At 49.3% G+C, this 18,381-nt stretch carries 19 protein-coding genes and 1 pseudogene; 11 read left to right on the top strand and 9 right to left on the bottom strand.

Translation table 11 applies throughout. The annotated features are described in order from the left end of the window. The first annotated feature begins 20 nt into the window (after nt 1-20). From ACLO87_RS07140 to ACLO87_RS07150, 3 genes are all read left to right on the top strand, one after another. Nucleotides 21-755, top strand: a complete 735-nt coding sequence (locus ACLO87_RS07140) for a siderophore-interacting protein (RefSeq protein WP_135863618.1) — start codon at nt 21-23, stop codon at nt 753-755. 75 nt (nt 756-830) lie between these two features. Continuing rightward, nucleotides 831-1,184, top strand: coding sequence for a hypothetical protein (locus tag ACLO87_RS07145; RefSeq protein WP_430223200.1), 354 nt, complete (start codon nt 831-833; stop codon nt 1,182-1,184). A 39-nt stretch (nt 1,185-1,223) separates the two neighbouring features. Next, nucleotides 1,224-1,811: a TetR/AcrR family transcriptional regulator gene (locus tag ACLO87_RS07150; protein ID WP_430223201.1), complete on the top strand. Its 588-nt coding sequence runs from the start codon at nt 1,224-1,226 to the stop codon at nt 1,809-1,811. 7 nt (nt 1,812-1,818) lie between these two features. Here ACLO87_RS07150 and ACLO87_RS07155 read toward each other — a convergent pair whose 3' ends face one another. Both ACLO87_RS07155 and ACLO87_RS07160 read right to left on the bottom strand, forming a co-directional pair. Next, complete coding sequence (locus tag ACLO87_RS07155; protein ID WP_430223202.1) at nt 1,819-1,941, bottom strand: hypothetical protein; 123 nt, start codon at nt 1,939-1,941, stop codon at nt 1,819-1,821. Continuing rightward, nucleotides 1,938-3,143, bottom strand: coding sequence for an MFS transporter (locus ACLO87_RS07160; RefSeq protein WP_135863623.1), 1,206 nt, complete (start codon nt 3,141-3,143; stop codon nt 1,938-1,940). Before ACLO87_RS07160 ends, ACLO87_RS07155 begins: the two co-directional genes overlap by 4 nt. Before the next feature lie 437 nt (nt 3,144-3,580). On the opposite strand from ACLO87_RS07160, the gene ACLO87_RS07165 reads away from it, so the two are divergent. After that, nucleotides 3,581-5,032 carry a sensor domain-containing diguanylate cyclase gene (locus tag ACLO87_RS07165; protein WP_430223203.1) on the top strand — a complete coding sequence of 484 codons (1,452 nt, stop codon included), beginning with the start codon at nt 3,581-3,583 and terminating at the stop codon, nt 5,030-5,032. Here the strand turns inward: ACLO87_RS07165 and ACLO87_RS07170 are convergent. Next, nucleotides 5,029-5,571 carry a GNAT family N-acetyltransferase gene (locus ACLO87_RS07170; RefSeq protein ID WP_430223204.1) on the bottom strand — a complete coding sequence of 181 codons (543 nt, stop codon included), beginning with the start codon at nt 5,569-5,571 and terminating at the stop codon, nt 5,029-5,031. The genes ACLO87_RS07165 and ACLO87_RS07170 overlap by 4 nt on opposite strands. Before the next feature lie 125 nt (nt 5,572-5,696). Here ACLO87_RS07170 and ACLO87_RS07175 point away from each other — a divergent pair, with 125 nt between their 5' ends. Then, nucleotides 5,697-6,554, top strand: a complete 858-nt coding sequence (locus ACLO87_RS07175) for a helix-turn-helix domain-containing protein (RefSeq protein ID WP_430223205.1) — start codon at nt 5,697-5,699, stop codon at nt 6,552-6,554. An 8-nt stretch (nt 6,555-6,562) separates the two neighbouring features. Here ACLO87_RS07175 and ACLO87_RS07180 read toward each other — a convergent pair whose 3' ends face one another. Both ACLO87_RS07180 and ACLO87_RS07185 read right to left on the bottom strand, forming a co-directional pair. Further along, entirely contained in the window at nt 6,563-7,366 is an 804-nt protein-coding gene (locus tag ACLO87_RS07180) for an APH(3') family aminoglycoside O-phosphotransferase (RefSeq protein ID WP_430223733.1), read from the bottom strand. Nucleotides 7,367-7,421: 55 nt separating this feature from the next. After that, the gene (locus tag ACLO87_RS07185; RefSeq protein ID WP_430223206.1) at nt 7,422-8,366 is read right to left on the bottom strand and encodes an alpha/beta hydrolase; all 945 of its coding nucleotides are present in this window, start codon (nt 8,364-8,366) and stop codon (nt 7,422-7,424) included. Nucleotides 8,367-8,502: 136 nt separating this feature from the next. Here ACLO87_RS07185 and ACLO87_RS07190 point away from each other — a divergent pair. After that, nucleotides 8,503-8,735 (top strand): annotated as a pseudogene (locus ACLO87_RS07190) (helix-turn-helix domain-containing protein). A gap of 27 nt (nt 8,736-8,762) precedes the next feature. On the opposite strand, the gene ACLO87_RS07195 reads toward ACLO87_RS07190, so the two are convergent. Then, the gene (locus ACLO87_RS07195) at nt 8,763-9,404 is read right to left on the bottom strand and encodes a TetR/AcrR family transcriptional regulator (RefSeq protein ID WP_430223207.1); all 642 of its coding nucleotides are present in this window, start codon (nt 9,402-9,404) and stop codon (nt 8,763-8,765) included. A 9-nt stretch (nt 9,405-9,413) separates the two neighbouring features. Beyond that, nucleotides 9,414-10,265 carry a DMT family transporter gene (locus tag ACLO87_RS07200; RefSeq protein ID WP_430223208.1) on the bottom strand — a complete coding sequence of 284 codons (852 nt, stop codon included), beginning with the start codon at nt 10,263-10,265 and terminating at the stop codon, nt 9,414-9,416. Nucleotides 10,266-10,427: 162 nt separating this feature from the next. Between ACLO87_RS07200 and ACLO87_RS07205 the strand changes: the two genes are divergently transcribed. The 5 genes from ACLO87_RS07205 to ACLO87_RS07225 all read left to right on the top strand — a co-directional run bounded on the left by ACLO87_RS07205 (nt 10,428) and on the right by ACLO87_RS07225 (nt 15,027). Beyond that, entirely contained in the window at nt 10,428-11,369 is a 942-nt protein-coding gene (locus tag ACLO87_RS07205) for a rhodanese-like domain-containing protein (RefSeq protein ID WP_135863636.1), read from the top strand. Nucleotides 11,370-11,547: 178 nt separating this feature from the next. Further along, nucleotides 11,548-13,560: a DUF2849 domain-containing protein gene (locus ACLO87_RS07210; protein WP_430223209.1), complete on the top strand. Its 2,013-nt coding sequence runs from the start codon at nt 11,548-11,550 to the stop codon at nt 13,558-13,560. Next, nucleotides 13,550-14,056, top strand: coding sequence for a DUF934 domain-containing protein (locus ACLO87_RS07215; protein WP_135863639.1), 507 nt, complete (start codon nt 13,550-13,552; stop codon nt 14,054-14,056). Before ACLO87_RS07210 ends, ACLO87_RS07215 begins: the two co-directional genes overlap by 11 nt. 79 nt (nt 14,057-14,135) lie before the next feature. Beyond that, a complete protein-coding gene (locus tag ACLO87_RS07220) occupies nt 14,136-14,330 on the top strand; it encodes a heavy-metal-associated domain-containing protein (RefSeq protein ID WP_430223210.1) in 195 nt (64 codons plus the stop codon). 124 nt (nt 14,331-14,454) lie between these two features. Further along, nucleotides 14,455-15,027 (top strand): MepB family protein, encoded by a 573-nt coding sequence (locus ACLO87_RS07225; RefSeq protein WP_430223211.1) that lies wholly within the window; start codon nt 14,455-14,457, stop codon nt 15,025-15,027. Between the two features lie 56 nt (nt 15,028-15,083). Here the strand turns inward: ACLO87_RS07225 and ACLO87_RS07230 are convergent, their stop codons facing one another. Together ACLO87_RS07230 and ACLO87_RS07235 are read right to left on the bottom strand one after the other, a co-directional pair. Continuing rightward, entirely contained in the window at nt 15,084-15,536 is a 453-nt protein-coding gene (locus ACLO87_RS07230) for an acetyltransferase (RefSeq protein WP_430223212.1), read from the bottom strand. Between the two features lie 254 nt (nt 15,537-15,790). Continuing rightward, nucleotides 15,791-18,286, bottom strand: coding sequence for a heavy metal translocating P-type ATPase (locus ACLO87_RS07235; RefSeq protein ID WP_430223213.1), 2,496 nt, complete (start codon nt 18,284-18,286; stop codon nt 15,791-15,793). Nucleotides 18,287-18,381 lie beyond the last annotated feature (95 nt).

Raw genomic sequence — 18,381 nt, forward strand, 5'->3', positions numbered from 1 at the left:
TTTTTATGAAGGAGTGAGCGATGGATGACATGGTTAAACCCATCATTCCTCGCGTTGAAGCCGAGGTGGTCGCGGTAAAACACCTGACTCCCCATATGCAACGTATTACCGTAGGTGGTGCGGCATTGGAGAGCTTCTTACGTACCGAGGATGTGGAAACTCCCGCTGCATGGGTGAAAGTGTTTTTACCTAGCGGGGAAGGGCGAGCCTACACTATTAGGCAAATTAACCGAGAAAACCAAACACTGGATCTGGACTTTGTGTTGCACCACAACGAGGATTCCTACAGCCCGGCCTCTAGCTGGGCATTTCATGCGCAAAAAGGCGAACGCATTACCTTGGCCGGTCCAAGAGCAGGTGGTTTTGCGCTGCCAGACGATGCGGCGTGGGTGATTTTGGCAGGGGATGTCACCGCATTACCTGCTATACAAAATATTGCAGCTAACTTGCCTGCTACTGTGCGAGCAAGAGTGTATGTGGAAGTGCCTACACCAGAAGACCAACAAACCATTCAAAGCCCTGCAGCGCTGAGTGTGGTGTGGTTAGAGCCACGTCAGCGACCAGGATTGGCATTAGGGCAACGCGTGTTGTACAGACCGTTTCCTTTAGGGCCGGGGTATGTATGGGTGGCAGGTGAATCACGTATCGCTAAAGAGTTACGTGCGCATTATTTACGTGAACGCTATTTGGAGCGTCATCGTGTTCGTACCGAAGGGTATTGGAAAGTAGGCAAAGCCGATCACAGAGAAGGTTAAGCAACAGTGTGAGCCTGCTACACTTATGGGCAAGCATGGCTCACACTGGCGGTGCTAACTGACTCTAGGTAAGAAATGAGAGAGCATCTGGGCTATTTTGTACTTGGCTACGCCGTGTTATTGCTGCTGTTTTCTGTGTTTGTGCAGACAAAAGTAGGCGATTTATTAGATGCCATGAATCAGCATAAGCAACAGTTTGGCTTAACATCAGCGGTGCCAGATTGGTATTTCGTGTTTGCCTTATCGCGCTGTCGTTATGCGCCCGCCCGTGCTCTCTATAGAACCACTGAGCCACCGCTTGAGGTCGCGCAAGCCTTTCCTAACTATAAGCAGTTAAGATACTTGGGTTGTGCGGCATGGTTCGCACACATAGGGTTAGGCATCCTTATTTTGCTGGTATTTATTCTTCTACGTGTGCTGCCGCAGTAAGCGCTGCGGCTGTACGTTATTGTCTTCTATAGATTTGCTATGCCACGAGTCTCCAGAGCTGAAACCGAAAAAAACCGTCTTGCTATTGAAGAAGCTTCTTCTAAGCTCTTTAGAGAGCGAGGGTTAAGTGTGAGTGTTGCCGATGTGATGCGAGCAGCAGGGCTAACGCACGGCGGTTTTTATGGGCATTTCAAATCCAAAGACGAGCTAGCAGCTATTGCATGCGCTAAAGCCTTTGAGGGTTCCGCTGCCAAGTGGAAAGAGCGGGTAGCGGCTATGGATGATGCTGTGGCTGCACGCCATGCACTCATCAAGGGCTATTTGCACGATAAGCACCGTACTGAACCTAGCACTGGCTGTCCCTTAGCGTCGCTGGTGGTGGATGTGTCTCGTGAAGACAGCAGTAAGCCGGTTCGTGATGCATTTCACCAAGGTTTGGAGCAGTTGGTGGATGTACTCAGTACCTTACAGCCTGAAGCTAATACCTCAGAAGCCGCGCGCAAACAGGCGCTAGAACAGTTGTCTACGTTGGTGGGGGCGATGTTGTTGGCGCGTGCAACCGAAGGCACGGCACTGTCTGATGAACTGTTGCTGGCGGCTCGCACGCAATTGCTGCAATCTAAATAAGCAGCAGTTAGCACATAGGCAGTTGAATGGGCATCAGAGCAAAGCCTGCCTGACGCCAACTGTATAGCAAGAGAAGGGCAATGGCTGTGGCAGCGCATGCTGCCAAAATTAGCCATAGTCTACGTTTCATGCGTGGGCTACCTTAGGGAGTCGTGCTACGGGTTTTTCTTTGATAGGTAAATTCAGTGCTGCGGCAACTAAACTGAGCACGATAGAAATATACCAGACCATGTCGTAGCTGCCGGTTTTATCAAACATATAACCACCTAACCAGCCGCCAAGAAAAGATCCCAGTTGGTGCAACAAGAAGACCACGCCGCCTAGCATAGACAGGTTACGCACGCCAAACATTGTGGCAATGGTGCCGTTAGTCAGTGGTACGGTAGACAGCCACAACAAGCCCATCAAAATACCGAACGCGTATGCGGTCCATGTAGAAAGAGGCAGCCAAATAAAGAGGGCAATGATCACCGCACGCACCAAATACAAGATGCAGAGTAGGTGCGGTTTGGAACGTGTAGTCCCTAACCAGCCTGCAAAGTAGGTACCGAACACGTTAAACAGCCCGACTAAGGCCAGTACTGTAGTACCGACAACCACAGGCAAGCCTTTATCGACTAAGTAGCTGGGTAAGTGCACGCCAATGAACAATACTTGGAATCCGCACACAAAAAAGCCTAGAGCTAAGAGCCTAAAGTCAGAATGGCTACAGGCTTCACGCAGGGCTTCCATCATGGTTTGCTGCGGCCCCAAGTCGACGGGCGGCGTGTCTTTAATCATGGCCGCTAAAGGCATAATCAATGCCACCAGCAAGCCCAGTGCGATCAAAGCCGATGACCAACCCAGCCATTGAATCAGGCCCAGCGAACCAGGTAGCATCGCAAACTGGCCAAATGACCCTGCGGCGGCAGCTATGCCCATCGCCATACTGCGTTTTTCAGGTGGTACGGCGCGACCTACCACGCCTAAGATCACTGAAAATGATGTGCCAGATAACCCTATGCCTACCAAGATTCCCGCGCTGAGTGAGAGCGATAAGGAGGAGTCGGCAAAGCCCATGAGTATTAGGCCTACGGTATAGAGTAAGCCACCTACGACTACGGTGAGTTTGGCACCAAACTTATCAGCTAATGCGCCGGTAAAAGGTTGAGTCAGCCCCCAGATCAGGTTTTGCAATGCCATGGCAAAAGCAAAGACCTCACGTCCCCAGCCAAACTCGCTACTCATGGGGGTTAGGAATAGGCCAAAGCCGTGTCGTATTCCTAACGATAAAAACAAAACCAGCGATGCCCCCAGCATGATCCAGGTGCTTTTACGCCATACAGATGTCATGACCTATCCTTTTGTCGCCGTTTGTAATTGCTATGGGCGTATAAGGTGAACGATACAGTGTTGGCCATGACACGTGGGCAGGGCAACTGTTACAAGAAATAGATGATAAGTGAACTCTATTTTAGGGTCAACGCCAATGCAAGGCGAGAACATAAAGCGTAGGTTTTGCCCTACGAGTAGCGAGGATCTAGTGATTGGTCTGTACGCGACCAGTACGGAAAGCAACGCTGTTATGAGAGATTAAGCGGTGTTTTAGCGGTTTTCTATGACATTCGCGTTATCAATGGCAGAATATAATGACGCTAGTATGGTGCAATATTTCAGATTGATGGTTTGCAAAATTGTTTAAAAAAATAGATTTGTTGCGGCTTATCCTGCTGGTGACTATTCTCAGTTGCTTGGTCACGCTTGTAAATACTTTTTACGCAGGCTACAAGGTGCAACGTCAGCAGCTTGTGCAAAATACGCTAGAAAGCAATTTGATCTATGCGCAAAAGCTTGCCAATAGTACAGATGAATTTCTACATTCTGCTCTACAACAACTGAAAGTTAGTGCGATGTTGTTGGAAGATATGCTGGGCGATGAGCAGCGGTTACAAGTAGAGGCCGAACGGCTGCGGTTACAAACAGATAGCTTTAATTCCGTACTGATTATTGATCAGAATGGTGCCGTGCAAGCTACGTCACCCGAAAGCTTACAGTTAACAGGCCTAAGTTTAGACAGCCCAGGCGTGCAAGACGCATTAGCACAAAAAGCGCCCGTGATTAGTACTCCCTACCTGTCTACAGTTGGTAATTTCATCGTCTTCATTTCGCATCCCATTTTTGATAAAAGCGGTAAATACCGTGGGCTGGTGGGTGGCAGTTTATACCTGAAAAAAGAAAGTATTTTGAATAGGTTATTAGGTCATCATCCTTATAGAGATGGCTCCTACCTGTATGTGGTGTCGGCCGAGAAAGAGATCATCTATCACCCCGATACGTCACGAGTTGGAAACGTTGTAGAAGGTAATGAGGTGATTGATCGCGTGGTGCAAGCGCAGTCAGGCAGTATGGCGTTAACCAATAGCCAAGGTATTAGGATGCTGGCAGGTTATGCGCCTGTACCATTAAGCGGTTGGGGAATTGTGGCGCAGCGGCCAGAGTCGGCTACGTTAGAGCCGTTGGAAGGCTTAATGCATCAGGTCATTAATAAAACTCTGCCGGTTGCCGTGATCTCATTGTTACTGGTGTGGTGGGGGGCACGCAAGATTGCTAAACCTCTACGGCAGTTGGCGGAAAACGCTCGTATGATGCATTCTTCCGGCACAGAAAGTGAAATCAGCCATGTACGCTCTTGGTATTTTGAGGCTCATGAGTTGAAAAAAGCACTCTTGATGGGCATGGGCTTTTTAAAGCGCAATATTGAAAAGTTAGATAAAGATAACCGCACAGACCCCTTAACCGGATTGTTGAATCGTCGTGGCTTAGATCAAGAGCTACGTGTGTGTGGACATATGCGGCGCATGTTTGCGGTGATTTCCGTGGATATTGATTGCTTCAAGCAAGTGAATGACACCTACGGTCATGATACGGGCGACATCGTGCTGAAAGAGCTCGCCGTGCAGATGCGTAACAGCATACGTTCCGGTGATTGGGCCTGCCGTATAGGTGGTGAAGAGTTCTTGATTTTGTTGCCAGATACCACTGTTGAGATGGCCGTGGAAGTTGCTGAGCGGTTGCGTGCTCAAGTGGAATCTACAGAGATGCCAGAAGTTGGGCACATTACTATTTCATTGGGCGTGGCTGTTTCGGCAGCAGACGGTACAGATCCTGCCATTGTGTTGAAGCAGGCGGACGAGAAACTCTATCAAGCTAAACACAACGGCAGAAATAGGGTGGAAGCTTAAGCCTGCTGTTGCAGCCATTCTTCCTTGGTGATGCGACTGATGTGCTCAGTGCGGTAGTCGTTCATGAATTGGTTAAACTGCTTTTCTTCGGTATGGTGATGAAGAAAGCCGCATTTGGCCTGCGCTTTGAACGACTGCTCATTGTCAGAAAAGTAGCCGCACCACAACGCCTCTAGTTGTAGTGTTTGAAACGAGTGCTGCATGATTGTGCGCAGCGCTTCAGGGATTAAGCCTTGTCCCCAAAATGGTACGCCTATCCAGTAAGCAACTTCAGCCTCAGTCTCTGGCAGTGGGAAGTTGCTGTTTTTCCCTTTTAGCAAACCAATCATGCCAATAGCGACGTCGTCGGTACTTAAGGCAACAGCGTAGATGTCTTCGCCCGAAAAAATGGTTTGAATGATTTCCAAACTTTCTGCTTCGCTACGGTGTGGCGGCCAACCTGCGATAGGGCCTACACGCTCGTCTTTAGCGTAGTGGTAAAGGCTGGCTGCATCGCTGTCTCGCCACGGCCTGAGAATCAGGCGTTCTGTATTTAACATGTTTTTCTCCTGTGTATGTAATGACTGAACAGAGAGAAGTGTAGAAAGAATAGCGGACTATGCTAAGGTACAGACTTGGGTGAAAAAGGTAATTTTGAAAACAAAATTGGATAAAATTAGGTTTTATGGCTATTCCTAAAGTAGTAATTGAAACTGATGCCATTTTGTTAGGGGCAGGGGATCAGGAAATCACGCATGGTTTGGCTACCTTGCAGGCCGTGCCAGAGCATCCGTTGGCGTTGGCTTATGTAGTGGTGGTGATTTGTCAGCAAGGTGAGGTTGAGTTCGAGGTGAACTTTCAGTCATACCACCTAAAAAAGCATGACTTTCTGGTCTTGGCTGAAGATTCTATCGCTCTGTTAAAACAGCGCAGCCCAGACTTACTGTGCTCGTTTTATTTATTAAAGCGCTCCAGTGCGGCAGATGTCGCTTACCTACTACCCAATCACTTGTTCTCCTATTTGAACAAGCACCCCTATTTTGCCGCTACGCTAGAGTGCAAAGCGTTTGTATCGGTGTGGGAACAACATGTGAGGCAAGTCTTTGCACGATCCTCTGGGTATAGACGGCAGATGCTGATTAATGCGTTCCAAAACTTATTTTTATTTCTTAGCGAACAAGCTGATAACCAGAAACAGCAACTGCGTAATGATTACAGCAGGCAGGAAATGATTTGTTGGAAATTCTGGGAAATGTTGAGTGTGCAGTGCAGGCAGCACAGAGAGGTAGCGTTTTATGCCGATGCCTTACACATCACGCCCTACTATCTGTCACAACTGACTAAACGCTTCTTTAATGACTCGCCCAAAACCTTAATTGATAGACAAGTGGTGCTGGAAATTAAAAAAGAGCTTAGGCAGCCTCAGCATAGTATTCAACAGATTGCCGATGCCCTGAACTTTGCAGACCCGTCGTACTTAGGCAAGTACTTTAGTCGCCACACGGGAATGGGGCCTACCGAGTATAGGGCAAGTATTTCGTAGCGTTAGGCTTAGAAAAACTCATCCAGCAGTTTGTAGAATGCTACTTTTTCTGTGTCTAGCTGCGCTAAACCATAATGCTGCAAAAATAAAGGTACATACTCAGCGCCTAGGTCATCGCTAATGTCACGTATGGCAAGGGCTAGATCTTGGTAGCGATCAGCCACACCCAGACGGCCGCAGTCTATATATCCAGTAAATACACCATCTTCAGCCATGAAGTTGGGCAAGCAGGCATCACCGTGTGTGAGCACCTTATCTTCTTGTAGCGGCTGTGTAGCCAGTAGTTTTTGGAACAACTGTTCTACGCTTAAGCCTTGGTTTTCGTCGTCTACATTGTCTAGTTCAATCAGCCCAGCTTGCATACGCGCTTTAGCATGAGCAACGCGTTGTGAGGCGTTGTGATCAAAGGGGCAGTGGGCTACACCTAGTTGATGCAAATCACGCAAGGCTAGCGCCATCATTTTCACTTTTTCGTGAGCAGGTAAGGAAGCAGAGTACAAATCTTTACCTGCTACGGCACTAAGTAGTAACCAGCCACGCTCAGGTTGGTAGTGCGCATCGATGACGATAGGGCATGATACGCCTTGGGCGGCCAGCCAGCGTAAGCGGATTTCTTCATCTGCCAGTTCAGCATTGGCATGCATGCGCTCAGTTTTGATAAAAACCGTATCGTGTCCTGGTGCTTCTAAACGATACACAGCAGCGTCGGAGCAGCCTTCAGTTTGTGCTGTCCAGGTATAAGCGGCAAATTGCGATTGCCATGCGGCAGGCAGCGGAACAGGAAGTGTAGAAAGCAACTGCGTATCAGACATAAAAGCAAGGCGTATGGGGCTAAAGTAGCCAGCAGTATAAAGCATGCTTTGCAGGCTATTTTGGGGTGCAAAAAGTATTTTCGGTGCCTCGTACTGATAGCCACCAATTGGCTGCACGCTTGAGTACTTCGGGCATATGTGAGTGCCCAGATTGATCTTCCATACCGTGATCGTAGTGCGGAAATTCCCAGTAGGTGAGGTTGCAGTGTCCCGCTGCCGTAAATTGTTCTTGTAAGCGTCTGGCGGCCTCTACTGGAGCAAGAGAGTCTGCTGAACCTTGCAGTAATAGGATGTTTGAGGTGGATCGCAGGAGGTTTTCTGTGACATTGAGGTCAATAGCGTCTGCCCAGAAGCGTAGACTTTGACCTGCTAGTTTTTCTGTACTGTATGGGTTGTGTCGGGCCTTTTGGAACCCCTCAAGTATCTGTGGGTGGAACTCCTTAGGCATTGACTGTATGACCATGTCACCAAAACTCATGCCGCCTGCGGTAGAGAGCAAAATAGTTGCATCGGGGTTATGTTGCTCAGCTAATAGAGACACAACCAAACCACCTTCAGAGCCACCTAAGAGTACCAGCTCACCATTCCACCATGGTGCTTGCCGTAAAGATTCCAGCACTTGGCTGTAATCAGCAACACGCTGTGAGACAGTATGGTGGGCATAGAAGCTATCGCTGCAATTTTCGTGGTCGTTTTCAGGAGTATCACCAGGAAGCACACCGTATTTTTCTACCATTAACGATGCCAGATTAGGAAAGTACGAGCGCGCTAAAAGCAGGTTCTCATTTTTCGTGGCTGACAGGCAGCCCGAGCCTTGGGCCAATAGCAGAATGCCTGTGGGGGGGCTCTGTTGGGGTAGGTCTAGAGTCCAGTACATCTCGCTGCTATCTGGGCGTGTAGCGATGTTGAGTTCTACACGGTTGGCCTGTACGGCGTTTGGTAGTAGTAAGCCACAGAGAAAAGTGAGTAAAAGCGGTAGTGACTTGATGACGTTTTTCATGGCAATCGTAATGATGGAGATGATTGTTATACGATAACTTATGCAATATTGCGGCAGCGTGTGTGATTATTATTGCTAGAATTCTGCGCAGAGCTGCAACCATTCATCAAGAAAATCAACAGTTTGTGTAACGTATATGCCTATAGAAGTAACTTTGGATGTGATTTCGCGAAGCGTAAGGTGAAGTCTAAGGACTTAGCTGCTGCAGTGGGTATTACGGAGCAAAATCTTTCGTTACTCAAGCAAGGTAAAGTGAAAGGGGTGCGCTTTTCCACCTTAGAAGCTATTTGTCAGTATTTGGCCTGTCAACCCGGAGATATTCTGCACTACACAGAAGGCGCATCTATGGCGGATGACGCTGTAGAGTAAGCCTGTTAGTGATGCTGAAAAGCTATCTTAGTTGCGGGGTAAATGCCCCTGCAAAAAGGTAGTGATAGCGTCATCAATAAAGCCATTTAAAGCATCGGCGTCGTAGCCTATGCCTAGCATGGCAAGGTGCACTGGGTTGAAGGTAATCATGTCATGAAAGAACAGGGCGGCGCGTAACGGGTCGTTGACGTGCAAATGCCCTTGTTCTTGTTGTTGCTGCAAATAGCTAGCCACGACTTTGCGTGTGCGTTGCGGGCCGCTTTCTAGCCATACCCGCCCCATTTCAGGAAAGCGGTTAGATTCTGCAATGATTAAACGCTGGAAGGCTAAATGCTTATCTTGCAGCAAGATAGCCAGTAAGACCTTAGCCAATGTGCGTAGGCCTTGCTCAGGGGCTTGATCGCGTAGGTCTATATGCTCTAGATCGTGGATGAATGCATCCGACAGATTCTGCACAACAGCTAAAAACAACCCTTGTTTGCCACCAAATTGTTTGTACACGTTGGTTTTAGACCCACCCACTTCAGCGATGATTTGATCCACGCTTACTCCGGCGTAGCCTTCTTCCAGAAAGCGCTCGGACGCGACTTCCAGAATCTGCAAGCGTCTGGCTGCCCCTCGGTAAGTAAGGCGGCTGCCGGTTTCAGAAGTGGGGCGGTGATCTGTCATAGTGAGTAATCAAGGGGCGGTTGGGGAAGGTACTTTCTTTTGGCTAAGCAATAAACCCAGTATCACAATGCCAATGCCCAGCAACTGAAAGGGTGTGGGTACTACCGACTTGATGATGGCATCCAAGGCAAAGGCCGTAATGGGAACCAGCAAGAAGAAGGGGGCAATGGTGACAGCACCTGCATGGGCAATTGCTCTGAACCATAACACAAAAGGTATGGCGGTTAAGGCTAAGGCTAGTATAAAGAAACCCGTTATGTGTGTGCTAGTTAGCTCTGCTGGGAAGTCGCCCATCAACACGGTAAGCAGTGTAAGTTCCACGCCAGCAATAAATAACTGCCAGCCCGTAAAGCTCACCATACTCATGGGTGGTCTACCCCAGCGATTCATCAAGATGCCGCCCAACGCGAGTGATAAGGTGCTGCCTAATGCGGCTACTACACCCCAGAGATCAACTTGAGCATCGCCTTTCAGTACTACCAATGCAACGCCTACTACACCAATAATTACGCTGATAATTTTTAAGGCAGTGGGTCTCGCGCCCAGAATGGCCCATCCTAGCAAAATGATAAATAGCGGGCCTAAGGCTTGGAAAATAGCCGCCACACCGCCGGGTAAACGTAGCGCTGAGATAAATAACAGTGAGAAAAATAAGCTGGTATTGAGCGTGCCTAAAATCACCAGACGTCCTAGCCAGCCGGGAGCAGGCAGTTGTCGCGCAATCAGCAGCAAAATAATTGCCCCACCCATTGCGCGTACGGCGGAAATCAAAAAAGGGTGAGGTGGCAGCATGAGGGTAGTCACAACATAGGTAAAGCCCCACAGTACTGTAGCGAGGGCAGCAGCTGTTTTTGCATTCATGGCAGTTCTCATGGATTAATACGATACGGTATCGTATCATACTGTTTAAGGCATAAACCACGACAGAAAGTAGGGGATTTTCGTGGGATTCACAGCAGGTAGAGAGCAGGGGATAATAGAGGCAGATGTTGCAACACACTGGTTGAATCAAGGAATGAGAACATGCAGTGGCTGATGAATATCATTGAACAGCACGGCTTGGGGCTGGTATTCCTGAATGTATTAATAGAGCAGTTAGGAGCTCCCATCCCCGCTTACCCCACCTTAGTGGTGACCAGCGCTTTGGCGCAGGCGGGGCGCTTTTCTATACCCGGGCTATTGGGTTTAGCCGTCTTGGCCGCATTAATTGCCGACGTATTGTGGTTTTATGCTGGGCGACGATACGGCAGAAAGGTGATGGCAACGCTATGCAGGGTATCGCTATCGCCAGACTCCTGCGTGAGGCAAACCGAGGGCGTGTACTTACGCTGGGGGGCTAAGTCGCTGTTGGTGGCCAAGTTTATCCCCGGCTTTGCATCGGTTGCGAGTGCGATGGCAGGGGCGCTAGGTACGGACATACGTAAGTTTATGTGGTATGACATGCTAGGCGCGACCATATGGATAGGCTCGGCGTTGCTGCTTGGCAGTTTATTCAGTTCTACCATTGGTGAGCTCTTAGCTACTTTAGATGCCTTGGGACGTTGGGGCTTACTGATTTTGGCGGTATTGCTGGCTTTGTTTATTGCACGCAAAGCATGGCAGCGGCATGCGTTTTTGAGAATGATTCGTCAAATTCGTATCAGTGCAGATGAGCTGTATTGCTTAATCCAAGATGGGGCTAACCCTTTAATTCTGGATGTACGCAGCGATTTCTACCGAACTGACGGCAGTATTCCGGGGTCTGTGTTGTTGGATGAACAAAATCTACAAGGCCCACAATCGCTCAGTATTGAGCTAGGCCACGAGGTAGTAGTGTATTGTTCTTGCCCGAATGACGCGTCAGCGGCTAGGGTGGTGCAACGCCTGAAATCATTGGGGTATACGCATGTACGGCCGTTGCATGGTGGTATAGATGCATGGGTCGCCGCGGGGCATCCGTTAGAGTTGCTAGGACAAGCTCAGTAACGCATCAAGCATTTGCATATGCCTTTTTATACTTTGTCAGCTATAGGTTGTCTGGTCACAATAAACAGCATGATGGCTATGACCCTGCCACGTGCGGGGTCTGTTTTTTGACTAGGTAACGGTAGCAAGGATATGGCTACGGTTAGGTGTACGTTGCCTTCAATCCTACAGGTATACGATGAGTGACTACCATTTGATTTCTGCCAATAGGCTGCACGATGGGGCAGTGGTATGGCTAGATAGCGGCTATCACTGGGTGGAGGCCTTAGCGCACGCCCATGCCTTTGATGAGGAAGCGTTGGTAGCTGCACAGCAGGCTGCGCAAGAAAGCGTGGCCAACAATGAAATTGTAGACCCAGTGCCGCAGCAAGCCGAGCGTACGCCTAACGGCATTGTGCCTGTAACGTTCAGAGAACAACTGCGCGCACGTGGGCCTTCGGTGCGGGCTGATTTAGGGAAACAAGCAGGCGTAGAGCAGAATCAGCACATTGGGTCGTTAGCGCCTGCGGCTGGCGAGTTTGCTCCTCATGCTGGCATTTACCAATACGACAATAGCGAACGTACTTTCTTGAAAGAGCGCGCACAAGCATTCTCGCAGCAGGTGCAACGTCGTTTGTCTGGTGAGCTGACTGAAGAACAGTTCAAGGTGTATAGGCTGATGAATGGCCTATATCTGCAATTGCATGGCTACATGCTGCGTGTGGCGATTCCTTATGGCACTTTAAGTGCGGTGCAGCTTTCTCAGTTGGCGTACGTGGCCAGACGCTTTGATAAGGGCTATGGCCACTTCACTACGCGCCAAAACTTGCAGTACAACTGGCCTAAATTATCGGATGCGGCCGAGATTTTATCGGTATTGGCTGATGCCGATTTGCATTGTATTCAAACCAGCGGTAACTGTATTCGTAACGTCACAACGGACGAGTTTGCTGGTGCAGCCGCAGACGAGCGTGTAGATCCCCGTGTGTATGCCGAGATCATGCGTCAGTGGTCTACTGAGCACCCTGAATTTACCTACTTGCCACGTAAATTCAAAATTGCGATTACGGGCAGTGCCGACGACAGGGCAGCCATACGTTTTCACGATATAGGCATTATTGCTGACAAGAACGAAGCGGGTGAGGTAGCTTTCCACATCTATGCAGGGGGCGGATTAGGCCGTACTCCTGTAGTGGGAACCTTGGTGCGTGAGTGGTTGCCTGAGCGTGATTTACTGCGCTACATAGAAGCTATTTTGCGTGTCTACAATGCCTTAGGCAGACGAGACAATATCTATAAAGCGCGTATCAAAATTCTGGTTAGGGAGCTGAAACCTGAAACCTTTATTGAGATGATCGATACTGAGTTTGCTGCCTTGTTGTCTGATAGACCACCACTGGATACCGAGATTATAGAGGCTGTACAAGCACGCTTTGTAGCACCCGCACTAGAGCTTAACTTGCCGGCGCAGTCTGCTGCCTTTACGACTGCTAAATCAGAGAATGCCGCGTTTTCACACTGGGTGGCGAACAACTCGCACCCACATAAACAGCCCGGCTATATCAGCGTGGTGATTTCGCTTAAACCTAATGGTGGTATTCCTGGCGATGCCAGTGCTGAGCAAATGGAGTTGGTTGCTCGTTTGGCAGAACAGTACTCCTTAAATGAAGTGCGTGTTACACACCGCCAAAACTTGGTGTTGCCACACGTGAAGCAAGACGATGTTTATAGCGTGTGGCAAGCCTTATGCGAAGCCAGTTTGGCAACCTCCAACATAGGCTTGGTATCGGACTCTATTGCTTGCCCAGGTATGGATTATTGCAGCTTGGCTACAGCTAGATCAGTGCCAGTAGCGCAGCGCATTGCTTTACGTTTTTCGGAGGAAAAGCAGCGTGAAGTGGGACCGTTAAGCATTAACGTATCGGGCTGTATTAATGCCTGTGCTCACCATCATGTGGCGCATATAGGGATTTTAGGCTTAGATAAAGGCGGGCAAGAAAGTTATCAAATCACCTTGGGCGGTCGCTCTGACCAAGATGCTGCGCTAGGAAAAATTTTAGGGCCATCAGTGTCTTACGATGAAGTGCCCGAAGTGATAGAAGCGTTAGTGGACATTTATCTTAAAGAGCGTGAAGGGACAGAACGCTTTATTGACACGTACAACCGCGTAGGTATTACGGTATTTAAGGAGGCGCTTACTCATGCTGTTTGATGCTACAGGTCAGGTTAAAAAAGAAACATGGTGGTACCCAGAGCAAGAAGGGGCGGCAGAGCAGCCCTCGTCACAACGTATTGTTGCGCTTGAAAACTGGGAAGCGCATCATGCCGAAACAGGTGAATATGCGGCGGGAGTATGGGTAAACAGCTACCACAACATAGCGGAGCTGCTACCTGTGTTGGCTAAGGTACAAATAGTTGCTATAGGCTTTGCCCAAACCCGTGATGGCCGAGGCTTTACCTTGGCTAAGTTATTGCGTGAGCGGCATGGTTTTACAGGTGATATACGGGCAGTTGGGCCGCTGCTGCCAGACCAGTTCGTCATGCTATTGCAGTGCGGCATTAGTAGTGTGGCCAGCAGTACAACGTTTCCAGCAGAACGATGGGCAGAGGCAGCAAAAACCTATACGCATCAACAGAGTAGTCCTTTAACGTTGCTGCATAGGTTGCGCTCAGCACCGGTTAAAGAGGCAGTTTCATCAACTCGCTAACGTAGTAGTGAAAAAACGGTTGACCTTACAACCGTGGGAATCCTTAGGATAGTGATAGGTTCTTCTAAGGAGTAAAACGATGAAATTCCAGATTCAAGATATGACGTGCGGTGGCTGCGCAACGCGAGTGACTAAAACAGTACAGGCATTGGATCCTGCTGCCACGGTAGAGGCTGACGTGGCTGCTAAAGTAGTGACGATTCAAAGCTCTGCATCGCAAGAGCAAATTGTGTCGGCCTTAACAGCCGCAGGCTATCCGCCTAAAGCGCTATAAGCTGTTTTAAACCCGCTCATCATCACGCCCTGCACGGTAAAACGTGTGGGGCGTGATGTTTTTTGGCAGTAGAAAGTGTCTTCGTGATCAAATACAGCCTGACGAAAAATATAAGCAGGTTTTCTTGAAACGCGATAACACGAAGATAGGTACTGCCAGCATAGCAGCGAGGAAGCTAGATACTGCAGAATCTCTTCCTGGCGATGTGCTGGTGGCTATAGAGCAGGTATTTGAGCCTGCAGGTCTGCATTTGACCGAGATGGTTGTACGCGAGGCTGAAAGCGCGGAGTACGGCGCTGCGCGCTTTGCATTGAATGGTCATAAAGTTGTCTTTCGTACAGCCAAAACAACGCCTACCAAGCTAGGGCAGTTTGTGACAATCTGGAAACGTCCTACAGCTGACGGTGATATTGCTCCGTTAGATAGCCGCGATGGTATAGCTTTTGTACTGGTAGGCGTGAGCGATGCAATGCATAAAGGGCTGTTTGTGTTCGATCAAGCTGTGTTGGTCGCTAAAGGTGTTTTCTCTAGTGCTGGCGAAGGTGGTAAGCGTGCTATGCGTGTCTACCCGCCGTGGGTACAGCTAACAGCGAAGGCCGCAATAGTCACGCAACGATGGCAGTGTAGATACTTTATTTCGCTAGACCAGGATGGCACGGTGGATGTGGAATTGCTACGTCGTCTGTTTAACACCTAAGGCTGCGTGGAACTGCTGCTATGCGGTGAAAGACGTAGCCTGCCTGAGCCTCTACACTAGATATGCTTAGGTAAATGTAAGTGCAGCGTAGGATATGGTTTTCCCGCCGCATCCAAGTCGCTGCGGCCCGTTTGTACGAAACCGTAATGCATATAAAAACCTACGGCTTGGGTATTTTGCTCATTTACATCCAGCTTAGTCGCTCCTAACTCATGCACTGCGTAGTTCAGCAACGTAGTACCCACACCATGCCCCCGAGCACTGGCATCAATAAATAGCATTTCTACGCAGCCCTCTAACACGCCTAGAAAGCCTAGGGTTTTCTGGCTCTGGTTATGCGTAGCCTTATATAAGCTGACCGCCGGAAAATATGCCGGAATCAATTGCTGTTTAATTTCTTCATAGTCTTCTGATTTTAAGAAATCATGAGTCGCCAACACTGAGGTGGACCATATCTCTAACAAACATGGGTAATCTGCTGTAGATGCAGTATCTATGCGTATAGTCATTTTCTTCCTTTTGCTACTTCACTACGAGTTAACACGTGGCACAGCTATTTTTACCAGTTCGCCGACTTTCCAGTACATCTTCGCTCCGCTCATTCACGACTACATGGAGCTTACTCTAAAGCCTTACGTTGCGTTAGGGGCAATAGGTGGTGCGGATTGTGTTGCAAAAAACATCACGCCCTACACGTTTTAGCGTGCAGGGCGTGATGTTTTATGGGAATTGGTGAGCCATTGCTGTACTCACATTATTTGGTTTAGTGGTTGCTGTCCCGCAGTGGGGGTTGGAAGCTACGCAAGCGCAGTGCATTACCCAAGACAAACACGCTAGACAATGCCATGGCGCCGGCCGCAAAAATTGGTGACAGTAGTACCCCCCATGCTGGGTACAGAGCACCAGCTGCGACGGGAATCAGCGCTGTGTTGTAGGCAAATGCCCAGAACAAGTTCTGACGAATATTGCCAATGGTGGCTTTAGATAGGGCAATAGCGTTAGGCACACCTTGCAGACTACCAGACATCAGCACTACGTCTGCAGACTCTACCGCTACGTCTGTACCGGTACCAATGGCCAAACCTACATCGGCTTCGGCTAAAGCTGGGGCATCGTTAATGCCGTCACCCACGAAGGCCACCTTGCCGTAATTGGCTTTGAGTTTACGTACTGCATCTACTTTGCCTTCAGGCAGCACCTCTGCCACGACTTCATCTATACCCAGTTGTTTAGCAATAGCGCGGGCAGTATGTTCGTTATCGCCCGTAATCATCGCTACTTTTAAGCCTAACTGGTGCAAGGCCTCTATAGCAGCAGGCGTGGAGGCCTTAATGGGATCGGCGACGGCGATAATGGCTGCCAAGCGACCGTTAATCGCTGCATACAGAGGTGATTTACCTTCACTGCCCAGACGTTGTGCTGTCTGGCTAAAGCTGCTCACGTCTAAACCTAATTCACGCATATAGCGGTCGGCACCGATTTCCACACAGGTGTTTTCACCCACCATGGCGCGTACCCCCATACCAGTGACCGAGTTGAAGTCATCCAAGGCAGGAAGTGTCAGCCCCTCTGCATTAGCGGCGTCAACAATGGCGCGGGCAATAGGGTGCTCAGAACGCGCTTCTACGGCAGCAACTTGAGCCAGTACGTGTTGGCGATCAAAGCCTTCAGCAACTTCTAGATCAGTGAGGGATGGATGGCCTTCCGTTAACGTACCGGTTTTATCTACTGCTACAACGCTAGCATCTTTAAGCAGTTGTAGCGCTTCGCCTTTACGGAACAATACGCCCATTTCAGCACCACGACCTGTACCCACCATAATAGAGGTAGGTGTGGCCAAGCCCATAGCGCAAGGGCAAGCAATGATCAGCACGGCTACGGCATTCACCAATGCAAAGGTAAGCGCTGGTGATGGGCCAAAAATCAGCCAAATTAAGAAGGTTAACAGCGCAGCCACCATCACAGCGGGTACAAACCACAGCGTGACTTTGTCTACCACGGCTTGTATAGGCAGCTTAGAGCCCTGCGCTTGTTCCACTAGCCTGATGATTTGCGCCAGCATGGTTTGCCCACCTACGGCAGTCGCACGCAGAGAGAAGGCACCTGTCTGGTTCACCGTACCGCCTACTACAGTGCTACCCGCTGTTTTTTCTACGGGAATAGGCTCGCCCGTAATCATGGACTCGTCTACATAGCTGTTGCCTTGTGTGACTTCACCATCTACAGGAATACGTTCACCAGGGCGTACTTCTACTAGGTCTCCAGTGACCACTTCGGCGATAGGAATATCTACCATGTTGCCGTCACGTAAGACGTGAGCCACTTTGGCTTGTAAGCCTACTAAGCGCTTGATAGCTTCAGAGGTTCGGCCTTTAGCGCGGGCTTCTAGGTAACGACCTAATAAAATCAGAGCGACGATGACCGCAGCAGCTTCGTAATACACATTAACAGTACCAGCGGGTAGTACCGACGGCATGAAGGTGGCTACTACCGAGTAAGCAAAAGCGGCAGCTGTACCCACGGCAACCAGTGAGTTCATGTCTGGAGCCAAGCGAAACAGTGCCGGAAAACCTTTGGTGTAAAAGCGGCGGCCTGGGATCAACAGTACTAAGGCAGTCAGTACAAATTGCAGGTACCAGCTTTCTTGAATACCAATAGTGCGTGCTACCCATTCGTGCATACCGGGAATTAAGTGTGATCCCATTTCCAGTACAAATACAGGCAGTGCTAATACCGTAGCCAGCATCAGATCGCGTTTTAACGCAGCGCGTTCAGCGTCTTTCTTTTCAGCATTTTCATCGTCATTTTGCAATGAGGTATCAATAAGCTTGGCGTCATAACCAGCTTTAGCTACCGCTGCAATAAGGTCGTCTGTGCTGGCTACACCACGTATGGTGGCACGCTCTGTGGCTAAGTTGACGACGGCCTCATTAACACCCGGAACCGCTTTAAGCGCACGTTCTACTCTGCCCACACAAGAGGCGCATGTCATGCCTTCTACAGATAGTTCTACGCTACCGGCGGGTACGGTGTAGCCGGATTTCTCAACGGCTTGCACCAAGGCTTGTCTATCAATTTGGCCTGAAGCCTGTATATCAGCACGTTCGGTAGCAAGGTTTACAGACACGGTGCTTACGCCTTCCACCTTAGAGAGTGCGGCTTCAACGCGACCTACACAGCTTGCACAACTCATGCCTTCAATAGGTAGGCTAATGGTTGTGGCAGGGGCTGAATCCTGCTTGCTTCTGGACTCACTCATATGTGGCTCCCAATAGTTTAATAACGCATAACCTGAAGCATAAACATTGCCATAAGGTTAAGGTCAAGCCTTGAACGCAGCAAAAAAACATCAGT

The organism is Paenalcaligenes sp. Me52, assembly GCF_050487965.1.
Taxonomy (GTDB): Bacteria; Pseudomonadota; Gammaproteobacteria; order Burkholderiales; family Burkholderiaceae_B; genus Paenalcaligenes.

Coding starts and splice junctions, on each gene's coding strand:
- ACLO87_RS07200 (WP_430223208.1), bottom strand. CDS start 10,265: ATGAATGCAAAAACAGCTGCTGCCCTCGCTACAGTACTGTGGGGCTTT.
- ACLO87_RS07220 (WP_430223210.1), top strand. CDS start 14,136: ATGAAATTCCAGATTCAAGATATGACGTGCGGTGGCTGCGCAACGCGA.
- ACLO87_RS07180 (WP_430223733.1), bottom strand. CDS start 7,366: ATGTCTGATACGCAGTTGCTTTCTACACTTCCTGTTCCGCTGCCTGCC.
- ACLO87_RS07150 (WP_430223201.1), top strand. CDS start 1,224: ATGCCACGAGTCTCCAGAGCTGAAACCGAAAAAAACCGTCTTGCTATT.
- ACLO87_RS07155 (WP_430223202.1), bottom strand. CDS start 1,941: ATGAAACGTAGACTATGGCTAATTTTGGCAGCATGCGCTGCCACAGCC.
- ACLO87_RS07215 (WP_135863639.1), top strand. CDS start 13,550: ATGCTGTTTGATGCTACAGGTCAGGTTAAAAAAGAAACATGGTGGTAC.
- ACLO87_RS07195 (WP_430223207.1), bottom strand. CDS start 9,404: ATGACAGATCACCGCCCCACTTCTGAAACCGGCAGCCGCCTTACTTAC.
- ACLO87_RS07175 (WP_430223205.1), top strand. CDS start 5,697: ATGGCTATTCCTAAAGTAGTAATTGAAACTGATGCCATTTTGTTAGGG.
- ACLO87_RS07230 (WP_430223212.1), bottom strand. CDS start 15,536: ATGACTATACGCATAGATACTGCATCTACAGCAGATTACCCATGTTTG.
- ACLO87_RS07145 (WP_430223200.1), top strand. CDS start 831: ATGAGAGAGCATCTGGGCTATTTTGTACTTGGCTACGCCGTGTTATTG.
- ACLO87_RS07185 (WP_430223206.1), bottom strand. CDS start 8,366: ATGAAAAACGTCATCAAGTCACTACCGCTTTTACTCACTTTTCTCTGT.
- ACLO87_RS07170 (WP_430223204.1), bottom strand. CDS start 5,571: ATGTTAAATACAGAACGCCTGATTCTCAGGCCGTGGCGAGACAGCGAT.
- ACLO87_RS07235 (WP_430223213.1), bottom strand. CDS start 18,286: ATGAGTGAGTCCAGAAGCAAGCAGGATTCAGCCCCTGCCACAACCATT.
- ACLO87_RS07205 (WP_135863636.1), top strand. CDS start 10,428: ATGCAGTGGCTGATGAATATCATTGAACAGCACGGCTTGGGGCTGGTA.
- ACLO87_RS07210 (WP_430223209.1), top strand. CDS start 11,548: ATGAGTGACTACCATTTGATTTCTGCCAATAGGCTGCACGATGGGGCA.
- ACLO87_RS07140 (WP_135863618.1), top strand. CDS start 21: ATGGATGACATGGTTAAACCCATCATTCCTCGCGTTGAAGCCGAGGTG.
- ACLO87_RS07160 (WP_135863623.1), bottom strand. CDS start 3,143: ATGACATCTGTATGGCGTAAAAGCACCTGGATCATGCTGGGGGCATCG.